This is a genomic window from Bacillus sp. FSL R9-9492 (assembly GCF_038007365.1).
GTDB lineage: Bacteria > Bacillota > Bacilli > Bacillales > Bacillaceae_G > Bacillus_A > Bacillus_A mycoides.
The window spans coordinates 4,624,793-4,648,604 of sequence record NZ_JBBOXC010000001.1 but is presented as its reverse complement, the minus strand read 5'-3'; the positions used below and the strand labels follow the sequence as shown (position 1 = coordinate 4,648,604).

At 36.3% G+C, this 23,812-nt stretch carries 24 protein-coding genes and 2 other annotated features; of the genes, 22 read left to right on the top strand and 2 right to left on the bottom strand.

Translation table 11 applies throughout. The features are described from left to right. Positions 1-19 precede the first annotated feature (19 nt). Positions 20-958, top strand: coding sequence for a malate dehydrogenase (mdh, locus tag MKY70_RS23840; RefSeq protein ID WP_002034284.1), 939 nt, complete (start codon positions 20-22; stop codon positions 956-958). 216 nt (positions 959-1,174) lie between these two features. After that, the gene (locus tag MKY70_RS23835; protein WP_002143344.1) at positions 1,175-1,648 is read left to right on the top strand and encodes a MaoC family dehydratase; all 474 of its coding nucleotides are present in this window, start codon (positions 1,175-1,177) and stop codon (positions 1,646-1,648) included. A 54-nt stretch (positions 1,649-1,702) separates the two neighbouring features. On the opposite strand, the gene MKY70_RS23830 is transcribed toward MKY70_RS23835, so the two are convergent. After that, on the bottom strand, positions 1,703-1,834 hold the full coding sequence (locus MKY70_RS23830; RefSeq protein ID WP_002015487.1) for a hypothetical protein: 132 nt from the start codon (positions 1,832-1,834) through the stop codon (positions 1,703-1,705). Positions 1,835-1,925: 91 nt separating this feature from the next. Between MKY70_RS23830 and MKY70_RS23825 the strand changes: the two genes are divergently transcribed. The 19 genes from MKY70_RS23825 (at position 1,926) to MKY70_RS23735 (ending at position 22,203) form a co-directional block, all read left to right on the top strand. Then, complete coding sequence (locus tag MKY70_RS23825) at positions 1,926-2,162, top strand: hypothetical protein (RefSeq protein WP_061673942.1); 237 nt, start codon at positions 1,926-1,928, stop codon at positions 2,160-2,162. A gap of 164 nt (positions 2,163-2,326) precedes the next feature. Next, positions 2,327-3,046, top strand: a complete 720-nt coding sequence (gene phoP, locus MKY70_RS23820) for a two-component system response regulator PhoP (RefSeq protein WP_002015484.1) — start codon at positions 2,327-2,329, stop codon at positions 3,044-3,046. Then, complete coding sequence (gene phoR / locus MKY70_RS23815) at positions 3,039-4,802, top strand: sensory box histidine kinase PhoR (RefSeq protein ID WP_088034056.1); 1,764 nt, start codon at positions 3,039-3,041, stop codon at positions 4,800-4,802. Before phoP ends, phoR begins: the two co-directional genes overlap by 8 nt. A 284-nt stretch (positions 4,803-5,086) precedes the next feature. Further along, a complete protein-coding gene (gene polA / locus MKY70_RS23810) occupies positions 5,087-7,720 on the top strand; it encodes a DNA polymerase I (protein ID WP_341025845.1) in 2,634 nt (877 codons plus the stop codon). Between the two features lie 12 nt (positions 7,721-7,732). Continuing rightward, a complete protein-coding gene (gene mutM, locus MKY70_RS23805) occupies positions 7,733-8,563 on the top strand; it encodes a DNA-formamidopyrimidine glycosylase (RefSeq protein ID WP_002034280.1) in 831 nt (276 codons plus the stop codon). Between the two features lie 72 nt (positions 8,564-8,635). Beyond that, positions 8,636-9,268, top strand: coding sequence for a sporulation membrane protein YtaF (gene ytaF / locus MKY70_RS23800; RefSeq protein ID WP_002034279.1), 633 nt, complete (start codon positions 8,636-8,638; stop codon positions 9,266-9,268). 53 nt (positions 9,269-9,321) lie between these two features. Then, positions 9,322-9,924, top strand: a complete 603-nt coding sequence (gene coaE, locus MKY70_RS23795; RefSeq protein ID WP_341025844.1) for a dephospho-CoA kinase — start codon at positions 9,322-9,324, stop codon at positions 9,922-9,924. Between the two features lie 109 nt (positions 9,925-10,033). After that, on the top strand, positions 10,034-11,062 hold the full coding sequence (locus tag MKY70_RS23790) for a glyceraldehyde-3-phosphate dehydrogenase (protein WP_002129350.1): 1,029 nt from the start codon (positions 10,034-10,036) through the stop codon (positions 11,060-11,062). 385 nt (positions 11,063-11,447) lie between these two features. Continuing rightward, positions 11,448-11,831 (top strand): adenosylmethionine decarboxylase, encoded by a 384-nt coding sequence (gene speD / locus MKY70_RS23785; RefSeq protein WP_002003660.1) that lies wholly within the window; start codon positions 11,448-11,450, stop codon positions 11,829-11,831. Positions 11,832-12,027: 196 nt separating this feature from the next. Then, the gene (nrdR, locus tag MKY70_RS23780; RefSeq protein WP_001203686.1) at positions 12,028-12,489 is read left to right on the top strand and encodes a transcriptional regulator NrdR; all 462 of its coding nucleotides are present in this window, start codon (positions 12,028-12,030) and stop codon (positions 12,487-12,489) included. 145 nt (positions 12,490-12,634) lie between these two features. Next, on the top strand, positions 12,635-14,041 hold the full coding sequence (locus MKY70_RS23775; protein ID WP_341025842.1) for a replication initiation and membrane attachment family protein: 1,407 nt from the start codon (positions 12,635-12,637) through the stop codon (positions 14,039-14,041). Positions 14,042-14,074: 33 nt separating this feature from the next. Beyond that, positions 14,075-15,013, top strand: coding sequence for a primosomal protein DnaI (dnaI, locus tag MKY70_RS23770; protein WP_002015473.1), 939 nt, complete (start codon positions 14,075-14,077; stop codon positions 15,011-15,013). Positions 15,014-15,402: 389 nt separating this feature from the next. Beyond that, positions 15,403-16,284, top strand: a complete 882-nt coding sequence (ytxC, locus tag MKY70_RS23765; RefSeq protein ID WP_002088921.1) for a putative sporulation protein YtxC — start codon at positions 15,403-15,405, stop codon at positions 16,282-16,284. Between the two features lie 31 nt (positions 16,285-16,315). Further along, positions 16,316-16,543, top strand: a binding site (T-box leader). Positions 16,544-16,591: 48 nt separating this feature from the next. Beyond that, complete coding sequence (thrS, locus tag MKY70_RS23760) at positions 16,592-18,529, top strand: threonine--tRNA ligase (RefSeq protein WP_002190845.1); 1,938 nt, start codon at positions 16,592-16,594, stop codon at positions 18,527-18,529. A gap of 206 nt (positions 18,530-18,735) precedes the next feature. Continuing rightward, positions 18,736-18,856, top strand: a sequence feature (ribosomal protein L20 leader region). A gap of 63 nt (positions 18,857-18,919) precedes the next feature. Next, positions 18,920-19,423: a translation initiation factor IF-3 gene (infC, locus tag MKY70_RS23755; protein ID WP_002015470.1), complete on the top strand. Its 504-nt coding sequence runs from the start codon at positions 18,920-18,922 to the stop codon at positions 19,421-19,423. A gap of 21 nt (positions 19,424-19,444) precedes the next feature. After that, positions 19,445-19,645 carry a 50S ribosomal protein L35 gene (gene rpmI / locus MKY70_RS23750; protein WP_001125945.1) on the top strand — a complete coding sequence of 67 codons (201 nt, stop codon included), beginning with the start codon at positions 19,445-19,447 and terminating at the stop codon, positions 19,643-19,645. A gap of 38 nt (positions 19,646-19,683) precedes the next feature. Continuing rightward, a complete protein-coding gene (gene rplT / locus MKY70_RS23745) occupies positions 19,684-20,040 on the top strand; it encodes a 50S ribosomal protein L20 (RefSeq protein WP_001138364.1) in 357 nt (118 codons plus the stop codon). Between the two features lie 516 nt (positions 20,041-20,556). Continuing rightward, the gene (locus MKY70_RS23740) at positions 20,557-21,048 is read left to right on the top strand and encodes a dUTP diphosphatase (protein WP_002015469.1); all 492 of its coding nucleotides are present in this window, start codon (positions 20,557-20,559) and stop codon (positions 21,046-21,048) included. A gap of 69 nt (positions 21,049-21,117) precedes the next feature. Then, positions 21,118-22,203 carry a M42 family metallopeptidase gene (locus MKY70_RS23735; RefSeq protein ID WP_002088917.1) on the top strand — a complete coding sequence of 362 codons (1,086 nt, stop codon included), beginning with the start codon at positions 21,118-21,120 and terminating at the stop codon, positions 22,201-22,203. Between the two features lie 41 nt (positions 22,204-22,244). On the opposite strand, the gene MKY70_RS23730 is transcribed toward MKY70_RS23735, so the two are convergent. Further along, entirely contained in the window at positions 22,245-22,862 is a 618-nt protein-coding gene (locus tag MKY70_RS23730) for a TetR/AcrR family transcriptional regulator (RefSeq protein ID WP_002015467.1), read from the bottom strand. Positions 22,863-23,158: 296 nt separating this feature from the next. On the opposite strand from MKY70_RS23730, the gene MKY70_RS23725 reads away from it, so the two are divergent. Beyond that, the gene (locus MKY70_RS23725; RefSeq protein WP_060751310.1) at positions 23,159-23,812 is read left to right on the top strand and encodes an HlyD family secretion protein; all 654 of its coding nucleotides are present in this window, start codon (positions 23,159-23,161) and stop codon (positions 23,810-23,812) included.

Genomic DNA, 23,812 nt, shown 5'->3' with positions numbered 1-23,812 from the left:
TTAAAGCGGGGGGTAAATTATGACAATCAAACGCAAGAAAGTTTCAGTCATCGGTGCAGGATTTACAGGAGCAACAACAGCATTCTTATTAGCACAAAAAGAACTTGCAGATGTTGTATTAGTGGACATTCCACAGCTGGAAAATCCAACAAAAGGGAAAGCGTTAGATATGTTAGAAGCGAGCCCAGTACAAGGTTTTGATGCTAACATTATTGGTACATCTGATTACGCAGATACTGCTGATTCTGACGTTGTCGTTATTACAGCAGGTATTGCGCGTAAGCCTGGTATGAGCCGTGATGACTTAGTAGCAACAAACTCTAAAATTATGAAAAGTATTACGCGCGACATTGCAAAACATTCACCAAATGCGATTATTCTTGTATTAACAAATCCAGTTGATGCAATGACATATTCTGTATTTAAAGAAGCGGGATTCCCGAAAGAGCGTGTTATCGGTCAATCGGGCGTATTAGATACAGCTCGTTTCCGTACATTTATTTCACAAGAGTTAAACCTTTCTGTGAAAGACATTACAGGATTTGTTCTTGGTGGACATGGTGACGATATGGTACCTCTTGTACGCTATTCCTATGCAGGTGGCATTCCGTTAGAAACATTAATTCCAAAAGAGCGTTTAGAAGCAATCGTAGAACGTACACGTAAAGGTGGCGGTGAGATTGTAGGCTTATTAGGAAACGGTAGTGCATATTATGCGCCAGCAGCTTCTTTAGTTGAAATGACAGAAGCGATCTTGAAAGATCAACGCCGTGTATTACCAGCTATTGCGTACCTTGAAGGTGAATATGGTTATAGTGACCTTTACTTAGGGGTACCAGTAATTCTAGGTGGTAACGGAATTGAAAAAATTATTGAATTAGAACTTCTTGCAGATGAGAAAGAAGCGTTAGATCGCTCTGTAGAATCTGTACGTAACGTTATGAAAGTTCTTGTTTAATAATTAAATATAAGTGGAAAAAGATTCGGGGCCCCGAATCTTTTTCTACTATATATTGAAATGTTTTTTTGAAATAATATGAAAACGCTATCATTTGGTGTATCCTATAATGAAACTATAGACTTATACTATACATTGCCCTCATCACAGTAAATTTCGGATAAGGTATCGCTTTTAGTAGGATAATAAGGTGAAAAAATCGGAGGGGGTTGTAACATGTTAAAGAAAAAAGTTCAAATTGGTCGTAGAATGGATGAAATTACAGTAGGAGAGAAATTATCTATCACTGAAAAAATTGAGGATAAAGATTTGTTATTGTACTTAGGGTTAACGAATGATGCCAATCCATTATATATTCAGCATGATTACGCATCCCAAACTCCGTATGAAAAGCCGATTGTCCCAAGCATTATGCTAACGGGGCTGATTACAACGGCGGTTACGAAATATTTACCAGGTCCAGGTAGTCATATTACTAGGAAGGACCTTACGTTCGTGAAACATGTTCACCATTATGAAACGTTACAAATCCACTTTGAAGTTGTGGCTGTTTCAGAGGAGGAACATACAATTGATATGATTGTATTTGCTCATGATGAAAAAGGAGAAACTGTTGTAAAAGGTTCATTAACAGTAACACCACCTTTTAAATCTGTTTCCATTATGGAAAAAGCATTAGATAATTTTTAAAATATGAAAATATGAATAGCGCTAGCATACCTTTTATAAGGGGCTAGCGCTATTTTAGTTGAAAAATCCTTCTTTGAACCCTTCAGCAAATTCTGAACAACCTGTTTTAATCGTATCCCAGCTAGGTACGTTAAAAGTAAGGAAACATGTTACTACTAAAGTTAAAATAGGTAGTAATATTCGCATAATAGCCCCCTTTTATCGAATTTATTTATATATTTAAATTAACAATATGATTATTGGTAATTGAAGTCAATTAAGGGGGAGGTTTTTTTAGATGAAGTGGAAAAGAGAAGACGTTATCTTTGAAACGATAAGAGAAGCTGAAGTATGGGCCGATTCAATCGCAAATGAAATGTACGGGAAAGTATTTGATGGATATGAAACACCAGATTATAAAATAGCGTATGCTCTTTCGTTTTTCCTAGCGCAAAATCGAGAGTTTATAGTTCATACGGAAAAAGAGTTTAAAAAAGATAGATTCATCTATAAAGTTTGGATAGCGACCGGATAGAGGGAATGAAGTTACGATTGCTTTTATTTTCCGAAACTCTAGTACAAACGAGCTCCATGAATAGACAATTATATTGAGGGAGACCTTGTTTTCTAGTATGATGAGAATAACGGGGAAAATACTAGGATGAAGAAGGTTTCAAGTCTATAACTTGGAGGAAAAGAATGAACAATCGTATTTTAGTAGTTGATGATGAGGAATTTATCTTAACTTTAATTGAATTTAATTTACAACAAGCTGGGTTTGAAGTTATTACAGCAATGGATGGAGAAATGGCGCTTCAAAAAGCGACTACAGAACGCCCAGATTTAATTATATTAGATTTAATGCTTCCAAAAATGGATGGTATGGAAGTTTGTAAAGAATTACGATTGCAGCGTATTATGACGCCGATTTTAATGTTAACAGCAAAAGATGATGAATTTGATAAGGTGCTAGGTCTTGAGCTTGGGGCTGATGATTATATGACGAAGCCATTTAGTCCAAGGGAAGTTGTTGCTCGTGTGAAGGCGATTTTGCGCCGTACGAAATTACAGCAGGAAGAACAAGTTTCAGAATCGCCAGATGAAGAGAGCATCAAAATTGCAGAGCTTAAAATTTTACCGGAGTTTTATGAAGCGTACTTCCAAGGAAGGAAACTGGAATTAACACCGAAAGAATTTGAGTTACTTGTTTATCTTGCGAAAAATAAAAGTCGTGTATTAACTCGTGACCAATTATTAAGTGCTGTATGGAATTATGATTTTGCCGGTGATACAAGAATTGTTGATGTCCATATTAGCCATTTGCGCGATAAAATTGAACAAAATACGAAAAAACCGACGTACATTAAAACGATACGTGGTTTAGGTTATAAATTAGAGGAGCCAAAAGTGGATGAATAAGTTTCGTTCCAGGCTTCTTTTTACATTTGTTTCTCTTATCATTTTTATTTTAGTTGGACTAGGTGTATTATTAGAAACTGTATTTGAAAACTACTATATAGATCATGCTAAAGAGAGAATGATAAAAGAGACACAGTACGTTGCGGTATTAGCAGAAGAGCAAGGGTTTGATGCTGTTTTAAAAAAGCCTTATGTATTTGAAAAGTTAGAAGAAAAAATACCAGCTTCTATTATATTTGTTGATGAAAAAAAGAAAGTTCAATATAGCGGAGGGCAACCATCTGCATTTAATCAAGAGATGATTAAAGAACTTTCTTCTGAAGCAGCAAAACAACGAAGTAAAGTGATTACGCAAGAAACAGATCAAAAGAATGAATTTTATCATGCGGTGTTCGTTCAAGATCTAGCAGGAAAACAAGGATATATTTTGGTGAAAAGTACAATTGAGCCATTGAAAGACGTACATCAAAAAACGTGGGGATTATTAATTATAGGATTTGTTATCGCTTGTCTCGTAGTCGTATTTTTAGGTATGAAAATTACGGGGCAATATATTAGGCCGATTGAATCGGTTACGAAAGTTGCCATTGAATTAGCGAAGGGAAATTATAAAGCACGCGCTTATGAAAGTCATTCGGATGAAACAGGGATGCTGAGTAAAGCGATTAATATTTTAGCTCGTAATTTACAAGAGATGACTCTTGAGCAGGAAATGCAGCAGGATCGTCTGCATACGTTAATTGAAAATATGGGAAGTGGAATGATTTTAATTGATAGCCGCGGTTATATAAACCTTGTAAACCGTTCTTATAAGGAAACTTTCCACGTAACAGATGAAGAATATTTAGATCGCTTATATTATGAATCATTTCACCATACAGAAATTATTGAGCTTGTGGAAGAAATCTTTATGACAGAAGTGAAAGTGCGTAAACAAATGTTATTGCCGCTTGGAATTGAGCGAAAGCATTTTGAAGTATATGGAGCGCCGATTATCGGGACGAACCATGAATGGAAAGGTATTGTTCTTGTGTTCCATGACATAACAGAGTTAAAGAAATTAGAACAAATGAGAAAAGACTTTTTAGCGAATGTTTCTCATGAACTAAAGACGCCAATTACTTCTATTAAAGGTTTTTCAGAAACGCTCTTGGATGGGGCTATGGATAATAAAAAATTCTGCGAACATTTCTTACATATTATTTTAAAAGAAAGTGAACGCATGCAAGGATTAATTGAAGATTTATTAGACTTGTCAAAGATCGAGCAACAAGGGTTTAAACTAAATATGGGGACCGTTGATATGAAGGAACTTCTTGAAGATATTCATATGGTGCTTGATAATAAAGCGGGAGAAAAAGAAATCTCTTTACAAGTGAATGCATTGAAACGAGTTTCCGTTATTGGAGATCCAGGCCGCTTGAAACAAATCTTTATTAATTTAATTAATAACGCGATTGTATATACACCGGCTGGAGGCGTTGTTTCTGTTGAATTGGCAGAAGATAAATATAATGCTTATATAAAAGTATCTGATACTGGAATTGGTATTAGTAAAGAGGAAATCCCACGTATTTTTGAACGCTTTTACCGAGTGGATAAAGCAAGAAGTAGAAATACGGGTGGAACGGGTCTTGGTTTATCAATTGTAAAACATTTAGTTGAAGCGCATCAAGGTACGATTACAGTGGATAGTGAGGTTGGGGAAGGAACAACATTTACAGTTGTTTTACCAAAATCAGCTACTGAAAAATAGGATGAAGGATATTTACAATATATTAACAATGGCTTAATTAAATATTAATAAAGCTCTGTTAATATAATATATGAAAACCCCTTCATCCAAGGAGTAATTTTGGACGAGAGTAGTTATGCTATTCTCGTCACTTCCCTTTATGCCAATGTAAGTCTGTTTATATATGATAGAAAAAAACCGTTATTTTTCTTCTCTCTATTAGTCATGTTAATATAGAGAGAGGACAGGAACGGTTTTTTTCTGTGGAAAAAATCGTTTCAAATATGTATGGGGAGGTTTGTAGTTTGGAAAAAAAAGTCGTATTAGTAGATGGTAATAATATCGCGTATCGTGCTTTCTTTGCACTACCGCTTTTAAATAACGACAAAGGTATACATACGAACGCAATTTATGGTTTTACAATGATGTTAATGAGGATACTAGAGGAAGAAAAACCGACGCATATGCTTGTGGCGTTTGATGCGGGGAAAACAACATTCCGTCATAAAACGTATAGTGATTACAAGGGAGGGCGTCAAAAGACTCCACCTGAGTTATCAGAGCAATTCCCGTTTATTCGTGAGGTGCTTGATGCATTCAATGTACCGCGTTATGAGCTGGAAAATTATGAAGCGGATGACATTATGGGAACATTAGCGAAAGAAGCGAGTGAGCAAGGGTTTCATGTTAAAGTTATTTCAGGAGATAAAGATTTACTGCAACTTGTTTCAGATAATACACTCGTATGTATTCCTCGCAAAGGGATTACGGAAGTAGATGAATATACGAAAGAAGCTTTATTTGAGAAATATAGCTTATCACCAAAGCAAATTATCGATATGAAAGGTTTAATGGGAGACCAATCGGATAACATTCCAGGTGTACCAGGTGTTGGTGAGAAGACAGCCATTAAATTATTAACGCAATTTGAAACGGTAGAAGCAGTATATGAAAACTTAGATCAAGTGAGTGGAAAGAAATTAAAAGAAAAGTTAGAAGCGAATAAAGAACAAGCTCTTATGAGTAAAGAACTTGCGACTATTATTACAGACGCACCGATTACTGTGCATGTAGATGATATGGAATATAAAGGGTATGAACCAAGCGATTTGATTCCAATGTTCGAGAATTTAGGATTTACATCCCTTTTAAATAAGTTAGGTGTTACGCCGGAGGAAACGACTCCAGCTGAATTAGATGATATTACATTTGATATTGTAGAAGAAGTTGCAGAAGAAATGCTTCAGCAAGATAGTGCGCTTATTGTTGAAGTGCAAGAAGATAATTATCATAAAGCCGATATTCAAGGTTTTGGTATTCAAAATGAAAATGGTTGTTACTTCATTCCGGCCGATGTTGCTCTTAAATCGGATGCTTTTAAAGAGTGGCTTGCAAATGGAGAAATGAGAAAACATACATTTGATGCGAAGCGTGCTATCGTTGCTCTCAAGTGGAAAGGTGTAGATATTCAAGGGATTGACTTTGATTTATTAATTGCCGCTTATTTACTTGATCCAGCCGATACAGATAAAGATTTCCGTACTGTAGCGAAAATGAAAGAAACGCATGCCGTAAAATCTGACGAAGAAGTTTACGGGAAAGGTGCGAAGCGTGCTGTTCCGGAGCTAGAGGTAGTAGCGGAGCATGTAGCTCGTAAAGTGCATGTATTATATGATGTAAAGCAAACGTTCTTAGAAGAATTAAAAAAGAACGAGCAATATGAATTATTTACGGAATTAGAATTACCACTTGCACGTGTATTAGCTGATATGGAAGTGAAAGGTGTAAAAGTTGATACGGAGCGTCTTCGTAATATGGGAGAAGAACTTGCAGGTAGATTAAAGGAAATGGAACAGGAAATTTATAAGCTTGCGGGAACAGAATTTAATATTAATTCACCGAAGCAACTTGGGGTTATTCTGTTTGAGAATTTAAACTTACCAGTTATTAAAAAGACGAAAACAGGTTATTCTACGTCGGCGGATGTGTTAGATAAACTTATGGATCGTCATGAAATTATTCCAAATATTTTACATTACCGTCAATTAGGAAAGCTAAATTCAACTTACATTGAAGGTTTATTGAAAGTTGTACATGAAGATTCATCTAAAATCCATACTCGTTTTAATCAAGTGTTAACGCAAACAGGTCGATTAAGTTCAACAGATCCGAACTTACAAAATATCCCGATTCGCTTAGAAGAAGGAAGAAAGATTCGTCAGGCATTCGTTCCATCAGAAGAAGGATGGATCATGTACGCGGCTGATTATTCACAAATCGAACTTCGTGTGCTTGCTCACATTGCAAATGATCCAGGGTTAGTTGAAGCGTTCCAACATGACATGGATATTCATACGAAAACAGCTATGGATGTATTTGGTGTTGGGAAAGATGAAGTAACATCTAACATGAGACGACAAGCAAAAGCTGTTAACTTCGGAATTGTGTATGGTATTAGTGATTATGGTCTTTCGCAAAACTTAGGAATTACAAGAAAAGCAGCAGCGGAATTTATTGAAAAGTATTTAGAAAGTTTCCCTGGTGTACAAGAATACATGGATGAAATCGTAAAAGATGCGAAACAAAAAGGATATGTGGTTACATTATTAAATCGTCGCCGTTATATTCCGGAAATTACGAGTCGTAATTTCAATTTACGTAGCTTTGCTGAGCGTACAGCTATGAATACACCAATTCAAGGTAGTGCGGCTGATATTATTAAAAAAGCGATGATTATTATGGCGGATCGCTTAGAAGAAGAAGGTCTACAAGCTCGCTTACTTCTGCAAGTACACGATGAATTGATATTTGAAGCACCAAAAGAAGAAATTGAAAAATTAGAGAAGCTTGTACCTGAAGTAATGGAGCATGCAATTGAACTAGCCGTTCCATTGAAAGTTGATTATTCTTACGGTCCAACTTGGTACGATGCGAAATAAGGACGTGATGAAATGCCGGAATTACCAGAGGTTGAAAACGTTAGACGGACGCTTGAAAATCTTGTAACAGGAAAAACGATTGAAGATGTCGTTATTACTTATCCCAAAATAGTAAAACGACCGGATGATGCAGAAATTTTTAAAGAAATGCTAAGAGGCGAGACAATTGAAAATATAAAGCGAAGAGGTAAGTTTTTGCTTTTGTATGTAACGAACTATGTAATTGTTTCACATTTGCGCATGGAAGGTAAGTTTTTACTTCATCAAGAGGATGAGCCGATTGATAAACATACGCACGTCCGTTTCTTATTTACAGATGGAACTGAATTACATTATAAAGATGTGAGAAAGTTTGGTACGATGCATCTCTTTAAGAAAGGTGAAGAGTTGAATCAAATGCCTCTTGCTGACTTAGGCCCGGAGCCATTTGATGCTGAATTGACACCGCAGTATTTACAAGAAAGATTGCAAAAAACAAATCGTAAAATAAAAGTCGTATTATTAGATCAGCGTCTTTTAGTAGGGCTTGGAAATATATATGTAGATGAAGTGTTATTCCGTTCTCAAATTCACCCAGAACGAGAAGCTGCATCTTTAACAAAAGAAGAAGTAGAAAGAATTTACGAGGCGATTGTTACAACTCTGGGCGAAGCTGTTAAGCGAGGCGGAAGTACAATTAGAACGTATATTAATTCACAAGGACAAATTGGTTCGTTCCAAGAACTTCTAAATGTATATGGGAAAAAAGGAGAACCGTGTGTTACTTGCGGTACGATATTAGAGAAAACAGTTGTTGGCGGAAGAGGAACGCATTACTGCCCGATTTGTCAGCCGAGAATATAGAAAAGAGATAACATCGGATAGGCATTTGTCATATACATACAGCAGGGCTATGTATAAGGGAGGAGCTTACCGATGTACCTTTATTTATCTCTTATTTTATTAGCTTTTACATTAAGCTTAGATAGCTGTAGTGTAGGGCTAACATATGGTTTAAGAAGCGTAAGAATTCCACTAAGATCAATTATAATTATCGGGATCTGTTCAGCAGCTGTAATGCTCGTTTCCATGGGAATTGGACATATGATCGCGAAAATATTTTCACCTGTTATCGCAACGCGTATCGGTGGGCTTGTTCTTATTGGAATTGGAATTTGGGTATTATACCAATTTTTTCGAAGTGATAAAAAAGAAGAACCAAAGCAAGAGGAGAAGGTTTGGAAATTAGAAATTGCTTCACTCGGGCTAGTGATTCAAATTTTGCGGAAGCCGACAGTTGCGGATTTTGATAAATCAGGAACTATCTCTGCAGGAGAAGCGTTACTTCTCGGTATCGCTCTTTCTATAGATTCGTTTGGTGCTGGAATTGGTGCATCTTTATTAGGTTATGCACCCGCGATGATGGCGGTATTAGTCGCGGTTATGAGTTCTTTATTTTTATTTATTGGAATGAAGCTCGGTACGATTTTATCAAATATGAAATGGTTACAAAAATTTACATTCCTGCCTGGGGTATTACTCATTATTATTGGAATTTGGAAAATGTAAGTATGGGCGTGGAACATTAGTTTCGCGCCTTTAATATTGTGAGGAGGATTATTATGACAGTAGTAATTGGATTAACAGGAGGCATTGCAAGCGGAAAAAGTACGGTATCAGAAATGTTTCGTGAAATGAGTATACCGGTTATTGATGCAGATATTATTGCGCGAGAAGTTGTAGAACGAGGAAAACCGGCATATAACAAAATTGTAGAGGTGTTCGGAACGGAAGTGTTACAAAAAGATGGAGAGCTTGATCGACCAAAGCTTGGGAGTGTCGTTTTTTATAATGAAGAAAAACGATTGCAGTTAAACGAAATTGTTCATCCTGCAGTGCGTGAAGAAATGAATGCACAAAAGGAGATGTACATAAAAGAAGATATGCAAGCGGTTGTGTTAGATATCCCTCTTTTGTTTGAAAGTAAATTAACAAATCTCGTTGATCGTGTTTTAGTTGTAGCAGTCACACCGAATACGCAATTGGAACGTTTAATGAAACGAAATAACTTTTCAGAAGAAGCAGCAACGGCTCGTATTCAATCTCAAATGCCATTAGAAGAAAAAGTAAAGAAGGCAGATGAAGTAATTTATAATGATGGCACAATTACTGGAACGAAAACACAATTAGCCTCTATTTTGAAAGAATGGAACATTATTGATTAAAAAATTGTGAAATTAATGAAAATGCTTAGTGACATATCTCCTTTTTGTGTTATACTATTATTGGGATTGGAGATAAATAGTATAACGCATTCAAGGGGGATAACATATTATGACTCGTGTGGCAATTAATGGATTTGGACGTATCGGGAGAATGGTATTTCGTCAAGCAATAAAAGAAAGCGCATTCAAAATTGTAGCAATAAATGCAAGCTATCCATCAGAAACGTTAGCGCATTTAATTAAATATGATACAGTTCATGGAAAGTTTGACGGAACAGTGGAAGCATTTGAAGATCACTTACTAGTTGATGGGAAAATGATTCGCCTTTTAAACAACCGCGATCCAAAGGAGTTGCCTTGGAAAGATCTAGGTGTTGAAGTTGTAATTGAAGCAACTGGTAAATTTAACTCGAAAGAAAAAGCAATTCTTCATGTTGAAGCTGGAGCGAAAAAAGTTATTTTAACAGCACCTGGTAAAAATGAAGATGTAACAATCGTAGTTGGTGTGAACGAAGACCAATTAGATATTACAAAGCATACTGTTATTTCAAATGCATCTTGTACAACAAACTGTTTAGCGCCTGTTGTAAAGGTGTTAGATGAGCAGTTCGGAATTGAAAACGGTTTAATGACAACTGTTCATGCTTATACAAATGACCAAAAAAATATTGATAACCCACATAAAGATTTAAGAAGAGCGCGTGCTTGCGGACAGTCTATCATTCCAACAACGACGGGTGCTGCAAAAGCGCTAGCAAAAGTTCTTCCACACTTAAACGGAAAACTTCATGGTATGGCACTTCGTGTACCAACACCAAACGTGTCTCTTGTTGATTTAGTAGTAGACGTAAAACGTGATGTAACAGTTGAAGATATTAATGAAGCATTCAAAACTGTTGCAAACGGTGCATTAAAAGGAATTGTAGAATTCAGCGAAGAGCCTTTAGTGTCTATCGATTTTAATACAAATACACACTCAGCTATTATTGATGGTTTGTCTACAATGGTAATGGGTGATCGTAAAGTGAAAGTACTTGCTTGGTATGATAACGAGTGGGGCTACTCTCGTCGTGTTGTAGATCTTGTAACGTTAGTTGTTGATGAATTAGCGAAACAAAAAAATGTGCAACATATTTAAGTGAACGAGAGAGGGCAAGTGAAAATTTGCCCTCTTTTTTATTTTTTTCTGAAAAGGAAAAAAATTATATAAGTATATTTTTAAATAGTGGACATACCACGAAACGTTGGGATTACTGTATTCGTGAATCATTAATTTTTTTTAGGGAAAAGTAAAGAGGAAAATATGACAGAAAATCGAAAAAACTGTTGTTGCAAAATGAAAATAAACAAAGTATACTAACACTCGTAAACTTAAGAGCTGAGGTACGTAGTCACTACTTAAAGGGTTAGGACCTCTCTGGACTAACTTTCCCCCGTGGTAGTGGAGCAAGCCAAATTGCAAATTAGTTTTCAATTCGAACAGTTAGAATAAATTTACAAGGGGGAACTGTAGAATGGATACTATGGATACGATGGGTCGTCACGTGATTGCTGAACTTTGGGATTGCGATTTCGACAAGCTTAATGACATGCCATATATTGAACAATTATTTGTGGATGCAGCACTAAGAGCTGGTGCTGAAGTACGTGAGGTTGCTTTTCATAAATTTGCACCACAAGGTGTAAGTGGAGTAGTAATTATCTCGGAATCACATTTAACAATTCATAGCTTTCCGGAGCACGGTTACGCAAGTATTGATGTTTATACTTGTGGGGATCGTATTGATCCAAATGTTGCTGCAGAATATATTGCAGAAGGTTTAAACGCGAAAACGCGTGAGAGCATCGAGCTTCCTCGAGGCACTGGTAGCTTCGAAATTAAGCAGAGAGAAACAAAAGCTCTTTAAAAAAGAACATAATTGATTTAAAATGTAAAGAGGTGTATAATGCACCTCTTTTTTAGTTTATATAAAATAGGATCACGATATGTAATAACTTAGAGTGGTCATTATAGAAGAATGAGTTATATAATATTGTATATATATTTTCACATGTAGGTGAGTAGCGAAAGAATAAAGATTATAGTGTAAAGGAGTGAATGAATTGCGTTGTCCATCCTGTTTTCATAATGGAACAAGAGTGTTAGATTCGCGTCCGGTAGACGAGGGGCGCTCTATTCGAAGAAGAAGAGAGTGTGAAAGTTGTTTAAGTCGCTTTACGACATTTGAAAGAGTAGAAGAATCACCTCTTATTGTTGTTAAAAAAGAAGGAACACGAGAAGAGTTTAATAAAGAGAAAATTTTACGCGGTTTAATTAAAGCGTGTGAAAAAAGACCTGTATCTTTAAGGCAGTTAGAGGAAGTAACACAAAGTGTGGAGCGTGAACTTCGTAACTTAGGTATATCAGAAGTAAAAAGTGATATGATTGGTGAAATTGTTATGGAAGAACTTCGTGATATTGATGATGTTGCTTACGTACGTTTTGCTTCTGTGTATCGTCAATTTAAAGATTTAAATGTATTTATTGAAGAATTAAAAGATATACTGCAAAAAGAGAGAGAGTAGAAGGAATCTCTTTATATACTGTAAGTAAACGAGATAAGAGAGCTAGAAGCGGAAGCTAATAGCTCTTTTTCGCTAATAAATTATATAATAAAGATAGAACGAGTGAAATGTAGGCTAGATTGGATGAGAGAAAGGAAAAGCAAGAATGGAAAAACAGTCATGGATGGAGCTATTGCCGATTGATCGTTATAAAGTAAGTGCGAAAGGGTTGTTACATAATTACGACCGGAAAGTATTAACGATGTTGTATCAGCCGTTAATAGGTAGTAGAGCTTTTAGCTTATACATGACACTATGGGGAGAGTTAGAGCAAGATCGTGTGTTTGGAAAAGAGAATACACATCACTCCCTTATGGTGACTATGCAAATGCAACTTCCTGAAATATATGGGGAACGAGTAAAGTTAGAAGCGATTGGTCTTTTAAATGTATATATTAAGAAAGAAAAAGATATTCGGATGTTTATATATGAATTGCAATCACCTTTATCTCCGAAGCAGTTTTTTGATGATATTGTTTTAAGTATCTTTTTATATAATCGCTTGAGTCGGACAAAATACAACCAAGTAAAGCAATATTTCTTAGAAGAAGAATTCGATTTTGCTTCTTATGAAAATGTTACGCGCTCCTTCAACGATATATTTGATTCGTTTAACCCAGGTCAGTTTGAATATGCGCAAGAAGAACTGCGTATCCCGAAAACGACAATTATGCCAAGTAACGAGAATGGGGATGCTCCGAAAGTTTGGAACGATTTCTTTGATTTCTCTTTATTTGTAGACGGACTATCAGCCCTTGTTCCTAAAAAGGCGATTACAGATCAAGTGAGAGAATGTGTTATTACACTCGCTTATGTGTACGGTGTGGATGTGTTATCGATGCAAAATATCGTTCTTGGCGCAGTGACAGAAGTGCAAACAATTGATATCGAAAGGCTTCGGAAGGGAGCACGCGATTGGTATCAATTCGAAAATGGTCAAGCGTTACCTGTATTAAGTGAAAGAGTGCAACCTCATGCTGCTCGTACAATGAAAGAGAAAGAGCCATCTACGCAAGAAGAGATGCTAATGAAACAGTTAGAGGAAATCTCGCCAAAACAACTATTGAAAGAGATTTCAGGCGGTGCAGAGGCGACGAAAGCGGACTTGCAAATCGTTGAGGATGTAATGATAAATCAAAAGTTAACGCCAGGGGTTGTGAATGTACTTATTTATTACGTTATGCTACGCTCAGATATGAAGCTTGCTAAAACGTATGTCGAGAAGATTGCTGGACATTGGGCGCGAAAAAAGGTCGGTACAGTAGGCGAGGCGATGGCGCTAGCGAAAGAAGAGAATCGTCAATATCAAGAGTGGGCTGAGACTAAGAAAAAAGGTCGTACAGCGAAGAAAACAGTGCGAAAAGAAATGGTACCAGATTGGCTTAAAGAAGAGTCGAAAGAAGAAGAGAAAGAACCTGTAAAAAATGACGTAAGTGCGAAAAAAGATGCAAGTACGTTAGAAGATGAACGGAAACGATTAGAAGAAGTATTGAAAAAATATAAGCGTGATTAATAAAAGAAAATGAACGCTCTTTGAGGTGAGAAAATGGAGCATATTCAAAATTCATTTACGAAATTAATGGAAAATAAAAACTTTAAAAATAGATATGAAGTCTTAAAGGCAGAAGTGATGGCGCACCCTCGTGTGAAAGAATTTATAGACGAACATAAAGGTGAAGTAACGACTTCTATGATTGAACGAAGTCTTGTGAAGTTATATGAATATATTGGACAAAGTGTAGGGTGTGCGGATTGTCCAGATTTAGGGTCATGTAAAAATATGCTACAAGGATATGAGCCGAAGCTCGTCATTCAAGGTAAGATGATTGATATTCAATACGATCGTTGTATTAGAAAAGTAGCATATGATGAGAGAAAAAAATATGAAAAACTCGTTCAAAGTGTATATATGCCAGTTGACATTTTGCAGGCAACTATGGAAAATTTAGACCCTTCAGATTTAGATGCACGTATTGATGCAATAGGTGCAACGAATGAATTTTTAAACACATACGAACCAGGTAAAAAAGCACAAGGTTTATATTTGTACGGTAAATTTGGTGTAGGGAAAACGTATCTTTTAGGGGCAATTGCAAATGAGCTTGCGCGAAAGAAAATTAGTTCGATGCTCGTATACTTCCCTGAATTTTTACGTGAAATCAAAAGTTCGATTCAAGATAATTCGATTAGCGGAAAGATTGATGCTGTCAAACGTGTACAAGTATTAATGTTAGATGATATCGGGGCAGAAGCGATGTCAAGTTTTGTACGTGATGATGTACTCGGTGCAATCTTGCAATTCCGTATGTTGGAAAACTTACCGACGTTCTTTACATCTAACTTTGATTTCAAACAGTTGGAACATCATTTAACGTATACACAGCGCGGTGAAGCAGAAGAGATGAAAGCGGCCCGTATTATGGAACGAATTAAATATTTAGCGAAGCCAATCCCAATTGGCGGGAAGAATCGTCGTAATAAGTAAAGAGCGAGCTGAGAAGCTTGCTCTTTTTTATCCCGCTATTGGCGGGCAGTAAGATTCCCACCTCAAAATTCGGCTGTAAAGCAAAGAAGTTAGGTGGGAGCCCTGCTGCCCGTAAAAGCCCGATTGGTGCGGGCTAATAATCAGTGGACGATGGACAAAACCTCCACTGATTAAAGTTTCACTTTATTTTAATCATTTTTTCAGAGTAGCTTGTATCATTTTTTTCTCCCTCCCTTAATATATATAAAATTAGCAAGCCATATCGAGTGGATGTTCTAACAATGGGAGATAGGTTTCTACTAAGAGTGAACTTCCATAGATCGGACTCTTATAGGATTTGTAACGTATAGATGCAATCCTTTAGAGCGGGGATAAAAGGGGGGACAAAAGTGATTGAAATTTGCTTCGAAGAAAAAAATGATGCTGTGTACGTATACAGACAACTAACGAAAAGAACAGAATCCTTATATAAGGAAACAAGTGTATATTTAAACGAACAAAAGGTTGTTATTCATATACCATTATGTGAATCAAATTATATTGAAAAGATTTTATTGCCAGTATTACTATATTTCATTATGAATGTGAAACAAAATGAATGGATTCATACCATTTTAAAGGAAAAGTTTTTTTATGAAGAACAAGAAGAGTGTCATCAAATATTGCATATGGCACATGAGATTTTAAAGGAAAGAAGAAAAGGAGTAGCTAGTGATTTAACACGTCAAAAATTTGAATCTTATATTGCGTCGTCTTTGAATGATTGGCTTTGTGATCCGCTCTCATTCTCGTTTTCATCATACGTTCGTTTTCGTCTTCGTACATATAGGGAAATGGTAACTAAGCTTGCTGAAGTTGCAATTGATGAGTATAAGATGGAGCAGGAATACCAAATATTCATTGAGACACTTCGCCAACAAGTAAGTAGCCGGAAATCACGTTTGTCCTGTGTACATCTTATTTTTGATGAAAGTTTTATTTTCTATGATGATAAAGGTAGGCGTTTAAAACAGGAGAAATTGGTTCAATATATAGATGAAGAATTATTAAAGAAACAGGATGTATATATCGATACGAAAGTAATTGCACCACTTCTTTCTATTTCGCCGAAAAAGATTTATTTATATACGAAAGAACAAGATCATAATATGATTATTACTTTGCGAAATGTATTTCAGGAACGAGTGCAACTACATGGATTACATGAATTTGAGCGCAATGTGAAAAATTTAAAAAATAAAGGTAACGCCCTTGATTTTCTAAGTTTTTGAGCATATAATTACCTACATAAATGAAATATATTGAAATGTTATGATGAGGACATGGGTAGTTTTCTACGATTTTCAGAGAGGGAAGCCTTAGGGTGTGAGCTTCCTAGTACGGGATAATTACTTACCACCTCTAAACTTTAGCAGTGAACGTTTTTCTAGTAATTGCTAACGGACAACACCGTTATGTTGAACTTGAGCAATTAACAATAAGGTTAATTGGAACAAGGGTGGAACCACGAATTCAACACTCGTCCCTTTTTATGGGATGAGTGTTTTTTATTTTGAAAAAAAAGAGGAGTGACCAGTGATGGCAGATGTAGTTAAAATTACTTTCCCTGATGGAGCTGTGAAGGAGTTTCCAAAAGGAGTAACAACTGAAGAAATCGCAGCTTCTATTAGCCCAGGCTTAAAGAAAAAAGCTGTGGCTGGAAAATTAAACGATGAGATGATCGATCTTGTTACACCAATCGAAGAAGATGGTGCAGTTTCTATTATTACATTAGATTCTGAAGATGGCTTATATATTTTACGCCACTCAACAGCTCACCTTTTAGCACAAGCGTTAAAACGTTTATATAAAGATGTTAAGCTTGAGCTTGGCATTGGTCCAGTAATCGAAAATGGCTTCTACTACGATATTGATATGGAAGAAGCAATTACAGTTGAGGACTTCAAGAAAATCGAAAAAGAAATGCAAAAAATCGTGAACGAAAACTTAGAAATCGTTCGTCATGAAGTACCACGTGCAGAAGCGCTTCGTCGCTTTGAAGAAATCGGCGATGAGTTAAAATTAGATTTAATTAACGATCTTCCAGAAGATGCAGTTATTTCAATTTATGAGCAAGGCGAATTCTTCGACCTATGCCGTGGTGTTCATCTTCCATCTACAGGGAAAATTAAAGTATTTAAATTATTAAGTGTTGCAGGTGCTTACTGGCGCGGCGACAGCAATAATAAAATGTTACAACGTATTTACGGTACTGCATTCGTTAAGAAAGCAGAATTAGATGAGCACTTACGTATGCTTGAAGAAGCGAAAGAGCGCGATCACCGTAAATTAGGTAAAGAGTTAAAACTATTTACTAATAGCCAAAAAGTAGGACAAGGTTTACCACTTTGGTTACCAAAAGGTGCAACAATTCGCCGTATTATCGAGCGTTACATCGTTGATAAAGAAGCAAGCTTAGGCTATGATCACGTATACACTCCAGTATTAGGAAGTAGAGAGCTTTATGAAACTTCTGGTCACTGGAACCATTACCGTGATGGCATGTTCCCATCAATGGAAATGGATAATGAAGAGTTAGTTCTTCGTCCAATGAACTGCCCTCACCATATGATGGTTTATAAAAATGATATTCACAGCTACCGTGAATTACCAATCCGTATTGCGGAACTTGGAACAATGCACCGCTATGAAATGTCTGGAGCATTATCTGGATTACAACGTGTACGCGGAATGACTTTAAATGATGCGCACATTTTCGTTCGTCCAGATCAAATTAAAGAAGAATTAAAACGTGTTGTAAACTTAACGTTAGAAGTGTACAAAGATTTCGGTTTAGAAAACTATTCATTCCGTCTATCTTATCGTGACCCAGCAGATACTAAAAAGTATTATGCTGATGATGAGATGTGGGAAAAAGCACAAGGTATGTTAAAAGAAGCTATGGATGAAATGGGTCTTGATTACTATGAAGCTGAAGGTGAAGCGGCATTCTATGGTCCGAAACTTGACGTTCAAGTTCGTACTGCTCTTGGAAAAGACGAAACACTTTCAACTGTACAATTAGACTTCTTACTTCCAGAACGCTTTGAATTAACTTACGTTGGTGAAGACGGTAAACAACATCGTCCAGTTGTAATTCACCGTGGTGTTGTATCAACTATGGAACGTTTCGTAGCCTTCTTAATTGAAGAATACAAAGGCGCATTCCCAACTTGGTTAGCTCCAGTTCAGGCGCAAGTAATTCCAGTTTCTCCGCAAGTACATTTAGACTATGCGAAGAAAGTACAAGATGAATTACGACGTGCTGGTATCCGTGTTGAATTAGACACTCGTGAAGAGAAAATTGGTTACAAAATCCGTGAAGCACAAATGCAAAAGATTCCGTACATGCTTGTAGTAGGTGACAATGAAGTTACTGAAAATGGCGTTAACGTACGTAAATATGGTGAACAAAAATCAGAAACAATCGCATTAGATGCGTTTGTTGACATGATTAAGGTAGAAGGAAAACGATAAGAAAGAGCCGCGGTATACCGCGGCTTTTTTATGTATTATAAAAAAGAAAATCTAGAAAAAATAACCAAACAATACTTATCATAAAAAAGTATTGCAAGTATGCTGGTTGTTTGTTACAATATTTCTTGTTGTTAGTAAAACAGATCGCGTCTTCTTGACAGACGTCATGTCCTATGATAAAATCATCAAGGATAATAGAATATGGTTTTGACAAGTAGAAGCACCCGCTTCTCACCTGATGGACGCATTCGCAGTTAGCAGGTAAATGTATTTCTTACTAAAGATATTACAAGTGTGGGTGCCGTGTGCCCGCACTTTTTTTGTTCGGGTTCTACAATTGCAAAACGTATTCTAAGAAAACCTTGGAGGTGGCTTACTATTAGCAAGGATATGATGATTAACGAGCAAATTCGTGCACGTGAAGTACGCTTAGTTGGCGCAAACGGCGATCAACTTGGAATCAAGTCTCGTAATGACGCTTTAGACTTAGCTGCAGGTCTTAATCTTGATTTAGTATTGGTTGCTCCAAATGCGAAACCACCAGTATGCCGCATTATGGACTACGGTAAATTCCGCTTTGAGCAACAGAAGAAAGAAAAAGAACAGCGCAAAAATCAAAAAGTAATTAGCATGAAAGAAGTTCGTTTAAGTCCAACAATTGATGAACATGACTTTAACACAAAACTTCGTAATGCTGTCAAGTTTTTAGAGAAAGGCGACAAGGTTAAAGCGTCAATTCGCTTTAAAGGACGTGCCATTACTCATAAAGAAATCGGTCAACGTGTTTTAGATCGCTTCTCAGAAGCTTGTGCTGAAGTTAGTACAATTGAATCTAAGCCTAAAATGGAAGGACGTAGTATGTTCTTAGTTTTAGCACCGAAAAACGATAAGTAATAGATAGAGGAGGAAATACCTATGCCTAAACAAAAAACTCATCGCGGCGCTGCAAAGCGTTTCAAAAAGACTGGATCTGGTAAACTGAAGCGTTCTCACGCTTACACAAGCCATTTATTCGCTAACAAATCTACAAAAGCTAAACGTAAACTACGTAAAGCTGGTGTAGTTAGCGCTGGTGACTTCAAACGCATTCGTCAAATGCTTGACAACTTAAAATAAGTTCGGCTGATATATAGAACAAACTAGGAGGTAATATTATGCCAAGAGTAAAAGGTGGTACAGTTACTCGTCAACGTCGTAAAAAAGTTATAAAATTAGCAAAAGGTTACTACGGTTCTAAGAGTACATTATTTAAGGTTGCTAACCAACAGGTTATGAAATCTCTAATGTATGCATTCCGTGACCGTCGTCAAAAGAAACGTGACTTCCGTAAATTATGGATTACACGTATCAACGCAGCAGCTCGTATGAATGGTCTTTCTTACAGCCGCTTAATGCACGGTTTAAAAAATGCTGGCATCGAAGTTAACCGCAAGATGCTTGCTGACTTAGCTGTTCATGACGAAAAAGCTTTCGCTGAATTAGCAACAGTTGCAAAAAACAACATTAACTAATTGTTTAAAACCTTAGAAGATTTTCTTCTAAGGTTTTTTTATTTGCATTTATTGTAAAATCCTCCACTTATTATCGTTATTTCTTGCTCAAGTATATTAAGATGTGCTTGTAAGAATTTTTGTAACGATAATGAGGAGACTTTTACATGAAAGTAGGAAAGATTAACGGATGTGTCGTTATCGATATGACAAAATCAATATAAAAGCCATAGCGATATAAAAGAATATATATATAAAGTCAGGAGAATCCTCCTGACTTTTTTTATTTGAACTCATTCGTGAAGAAGTGTATCTTTCCTAGCAGAAACGACACTGCTATAATGGAAAGATGATATGGAACTTTCATCAAGTGAACAATCTATGAGTGATGATTGAAACGTATTTGCAAATTAAGGACAAGCTATCTTTATAAAGATGTAGGTAGCTGACTTGTTAATAAGAAACGAAAAATAATAATGAACTTTGAGATGAAACAACATTGTTGCGGAAAATGCGATGTTGGAGGAGGACAATAGAATGGACTTACTACAACTATTTAAATTACAAAAAGAATTAGATGACCGTATTGTGAAAGAACATGACTTACAACCGAAAAAATTGTTAAAAGAAAAAATGTTAGCTCTTCTTGTAGAAATTGGAGAACTTGCAAATGAAACACGTTGTTTTAAATATTGGAGCAATAAACCAGCTTCAGAACGTGAAGTAATATTAGAAGAATACGTAGATGGTTTACATTTTATTTTATCAATCGGAATCGATTTAGGAATTGATAAAAACTTCTTATTCTATAAATGTGCGCAAACGAATAAAACACAAGTGGAAATTTTCTTAGACACATATGCGAAAGTAATTCGTTTTACAGATCAACCTTCTATTACGAACTATATTGAACTATTTACAAGCTATCTTCGCCTTGGGCAAGCGCTTGAATTTGAACAAGATGAAATTGAAAAAGCATATTTAGATAAAAATGAAGTAAATCATCAGCGTCAAACACAAGGATACTAATTTAATTTTTGAATATTTCAATTTCCTTTTGTATAATAAAGTGACTGAAGAAAAAGGAGGGTGTTGGCAATGATAAAATTAGACGAGACATTGACAATGCTAAAAGAATTAACAGACGCACGCGGTATTGCGGGTAACGAGCGCGAACCACGTGAAGTAATGAAGAAATATATTGAGCCGTTTGCAGATGAACTTTCTACTGACAATTTAGGAAGTTTAGTTGCGAAAAAAGTTGGGGAAGAAAACGGCCCGAAAATTATGGTTGCAGGTCATTTAGATGAAGTCGGCTTTATGATTACGCAAATTGATGACAAAGGCTTCCTTCGTTTCCAAACGGTGGGTGGCTGGTGGTCGCAAGTTATGCTTGCACAGCGCGTAACGATTGTAACGCGTAAAGGAGATGTAACAGGTGTAATTGGTTCAAAACCACCGCACATTTTACCTCCAGAAGCTCGTAAAAAGCCAGTTGAAATTAAAGACATGTTCATCGATATTGGTGCTTCTAGCCAAGAAGAAGCGATGGAGTGGGGCATCCGACCAGGAGATCAAGTTGTACCGTACTTCGAATTCCAAGTGATGAAGAATGAAAAGATGTTACTTGCAAAAGCATGGGATAACCGAATTGGTTGTGCAATTGCAATTGACGTATTAAAACAATTAAAAGATGAAAAGCATCCAAACGTTGTATACGGCGTTGGGACTGTACAAGAAGAAGTTGGTCTTCGTGGTGCGAAAACATCTGCAAACTATATTAAGCCAGATATCGCATTCGCAGTAGATGTAGGTATTGCTGGTGATACACCAGGTGTAACGGCAAAAGAAGCACAAAGTAAAATGGGTGATGGTCCGCAGATCATTCTATATGATGCTTCTGTTATTGGTCATACAGGTTTACGTGATTTCGTTGTTGATGTTGCGGATGAATTACAAATTCCATATCAGTATGATTCTGTAGCGGGCGGGGGAACGGACGCAGGAGCAATTCACATTTCTGTAAATGGTATCCCATCTATGGCAATTACGATTGCGACACGCTACATTCATTCTCATGCAGCAATGTTACATCGTGATGATTATGAAAACGCAGTGAAGTTAATTGTAGAAGTTATTAAACGTCTTGATAAAGAGGCTGTACATAACATTACATTTAATTAATAGAAAAAAGCGAAGGATAACCTCCTTCGCTTTTTCCATTTTTAAAACGGTCTTTCTAATCCTGCTGCAGTATGAGCTCCTAAAATAATTAAGCGAGTTAATTGCATTGCCATGAAATGTGGGGTATAAATCATGCCTCTTTTTAACCATGACATAATCATTCCGATATGAGCGCCTGTAACATAACTAATAAGAATATCACGAGGGACCATAAGGTCTTCATCATCTGGCTGGGAAATAGATAGGCTTAATGTTAAATGTGTTTGAATTGTTTTCATCATTTTATAAGAATAGTTTCCAGCTGCCTTATCGCCGAGCATAACGTTATAGAAATTAGTATTGTCTGCGATATGCTCAAACAAAGCTAAAAAAGTTGGATGCGGTGAATCAAAAGTGAGCTGAAAATCTTCTTTATTTCGATTTTGTGGTTTAATTACTGCAGCTAGTTTTTCTAACATTTCTTCTATGCTTTTTTCTAATAAATCATATTTATCATGGTAATGGCTATAAAATGTAGCACGATTTACAGGAGCGCGTTCTGCGATATGTTGCACAGTTACATTTTCGAATCCCTTTTCGCCTACTAAAGCGACAAAAGCATCCTGTATGAGTTGTCTCGTTCGTTTTACACGTGGATCATTTGTATTTTTAATAGACATTTTTACTTCACCTCGTTTAATTTTTTAACCTTAAACAACACATGTATAGTGTAATGTTGTTTAAACAACATATAGGTTTAAATTGTTGGTTGTAGATTCAGGATAATTATTTATAATTATAAACGATAGTCCTTTAGAAATCAGCACCGCTAGGATGCAGACAAAACATAGTTTGCGTCGTAAAAGGTGTGCTTTTTTTGTTTAAAGGTTAATATAATTAACAATTAAACAATATAAACACTAAGGATGTAAATAGTTTAGAAAAAAATTATATGCGATATAAGGAGAGGAATGCAATGAATCAGTTTCGAAGAATGGTAATTATCAACATTATCACATTAATTGTATTAGTTGGCGGCGGTATTGGCGGTTATTACTATTACAATCAAGCGGAAAACTATTTAAAAACAGAAAATGCAAAGATTGACGGGAAAGTAATCCCAATTGCATCACCAGTAGCAGGTAAATTAACAGACTGGAAAGTTGAAGTCGGAAAAAATTACAATGAGAACGATAAATTAGGTGCGGTTACTGTAGCAGGAGCAAATGGTGAGCAAACAGTAGATGTAACAATTCCGCAAAATGCAACAGTTGTACAATCAAATGCAACAACTAATGCGTTCGTTGGGGCAGGTAGCCCAATTGCTTATGCATTTGATATGAGCAATTTATGGGTAACAGCAAATATTGAAGAAACAAATATTGATGATGTTCAAAAAGGCCAAACAGTAGATGTGTATGTAGACGCATACCCAGATACAACGTTAACGGGAAAAGTAGAACAAGTTGGATTAACAACAGCGAATACATTCTCGATGTTACCATCAAGTAACGCAACAGCGAACTATACGAAAGTAAAGCAAGTTGTCCCAGTTAAAGTTTCTTTAGATCATAGTAAATCAGTAAATATTGTTCCTGGAATGAATGTGTCAGTTCGTATTCATAAGTAA

Bases quoted from the DNA above. Each gene is read 5' to 3' on its own strand.
- mdh (WP_002034284.1), top strand. From the start codon at position 20: ATGACAATCAAACGCAAGAAAGTTTCAGTCATCGGTGCAGGATTTACA.
- MKY70_RS23835 (WP_002143344.1), top strand. From the start codon at position 1,175: ATGTTAAAGAAAAAAGTTCAAATTGGTCGTAGAATGGATGAAATTACA.
- MKY70_RS23830 (WP_002015487.1), bottom strand. From the start codon at position 1,834: ATGCGAATATTACTACCTATTTTAACTTTAGTAGTAACATGTTTCCTT.
- MKY70_RS23825 (WP_061673942.1), top strand. From the start codon at position 1,926: ATGAAGTGGAAAAGAGAAGACGTTATCTTTGAAACGATAAGAGAAGCT.
- phoP (WP_002015484.1), top strand. From the start codon at position 2,327: ATGAACAATCGTATTTTAGTAGTTGATGATGAGGAATTTATCTTAACT.
- phoR (WP_088034056.1), top strand. From the start codon at position 3,039: ATGAATAAGTTTCGTTCCAGGCTTCTTTTTACATTTGTTTCTCTTATC.
- mutM (WP_002034280.1), top strand. From the start codon at position 7,733: ATGCCGGAATTACCAGAGGTTGAAAACGTTAGACGGACGCTTGAAAAT.
- ytaF (WP_002034279.1), top strand. From the start codon at position 8,636: ATGTACCTTTATTTATCTCTTATTTTATTAGCTTTTACATTAAGCTTA.
- coaE (WP_341025844.1), top strand. From the start codon at position 9,322: ATGACAGTAGTAATTGGATTAACAGGAGGCATTGCAAGCGGAAAAAGT.
- MKY70_RS23790 (WP_002129350.1), top strand. From the start codon at position 10,034: ATGACTCGTGTGGCAATTAATGGATTTGGACGTATCGGGAGAATGGTA.
- speD (WP_002003660.1), top strand. From the start codon at position 11,448: ATGGATACGATGGGTCGTCACGTGATTGCTGAACTTTGGGATTGCGAT.
- MKY70_RS23775 (WP_341025842.1), top strand. From the start codon at position 12,635: ATGGAAAAACAGTCATGGATGGAGCTATTGCCGATTGATCGTTATAAA.
- dnaI (WP_002015473.1), top strand. From the start codon at position 14,075: ATGGAGCATATTCAAAATTCATTTACGAAATTAATGGAAAATAAAAAC.
- thrS (WP_002190845.1), top strand. From the start codon at position 16,592: ATGGCAGATGTAGTTAAAATTACTTTCCCTGATGGAGCTGTGAAGGAG.
- infC (WP_002015470.1), top strand. From the start codon at position 18,920: ATGATGATTAACGAGCAAATTCGTGCACGTGAAGTACGCTTAGTTGGC.
- rpmI (WP_001125945.1), top strand. From the start codon at position 19,445: ATGCCTAAACAAAAAACTCATCGCGGCGCTGCAAAGCGTTTCAAAAAG.
- rplT (WP_001138364.1), top strand. From the start codon at position 19,684: ATGCCAAGAGTAAAAGGTGGTACAGTTACTCGTCAACGTCGTAAAAAA.
- MKY70_RS23740 (WP_002015469.1), top strand. From the start codon at position 20,557: ATGGACTTACTACAACTATTTAAATTACAAAAAGAATTAGATGACCGT.
- MKY70_RS23735 (WP_002088917.1), top strand. From the start codon at position 21,118: ATGATAAAATTAGACGAGACATTGACAATGCTAAAAGAATTAACAGAC.
- MKY70_RS23730 (WP_002015467.1), bottom strand. From the start codon at position 22,862: ATGTCTATTAAAAATACAAATGATCCACGTGTAAAACGAACGAGACAA.
- MKY70_RS23725 (WP_060751310.1), top strand. From the start codon at position 23,159: ATGAATCAGTTTCGAAGAATGGTAATTATCAACATTATCACATTAATT.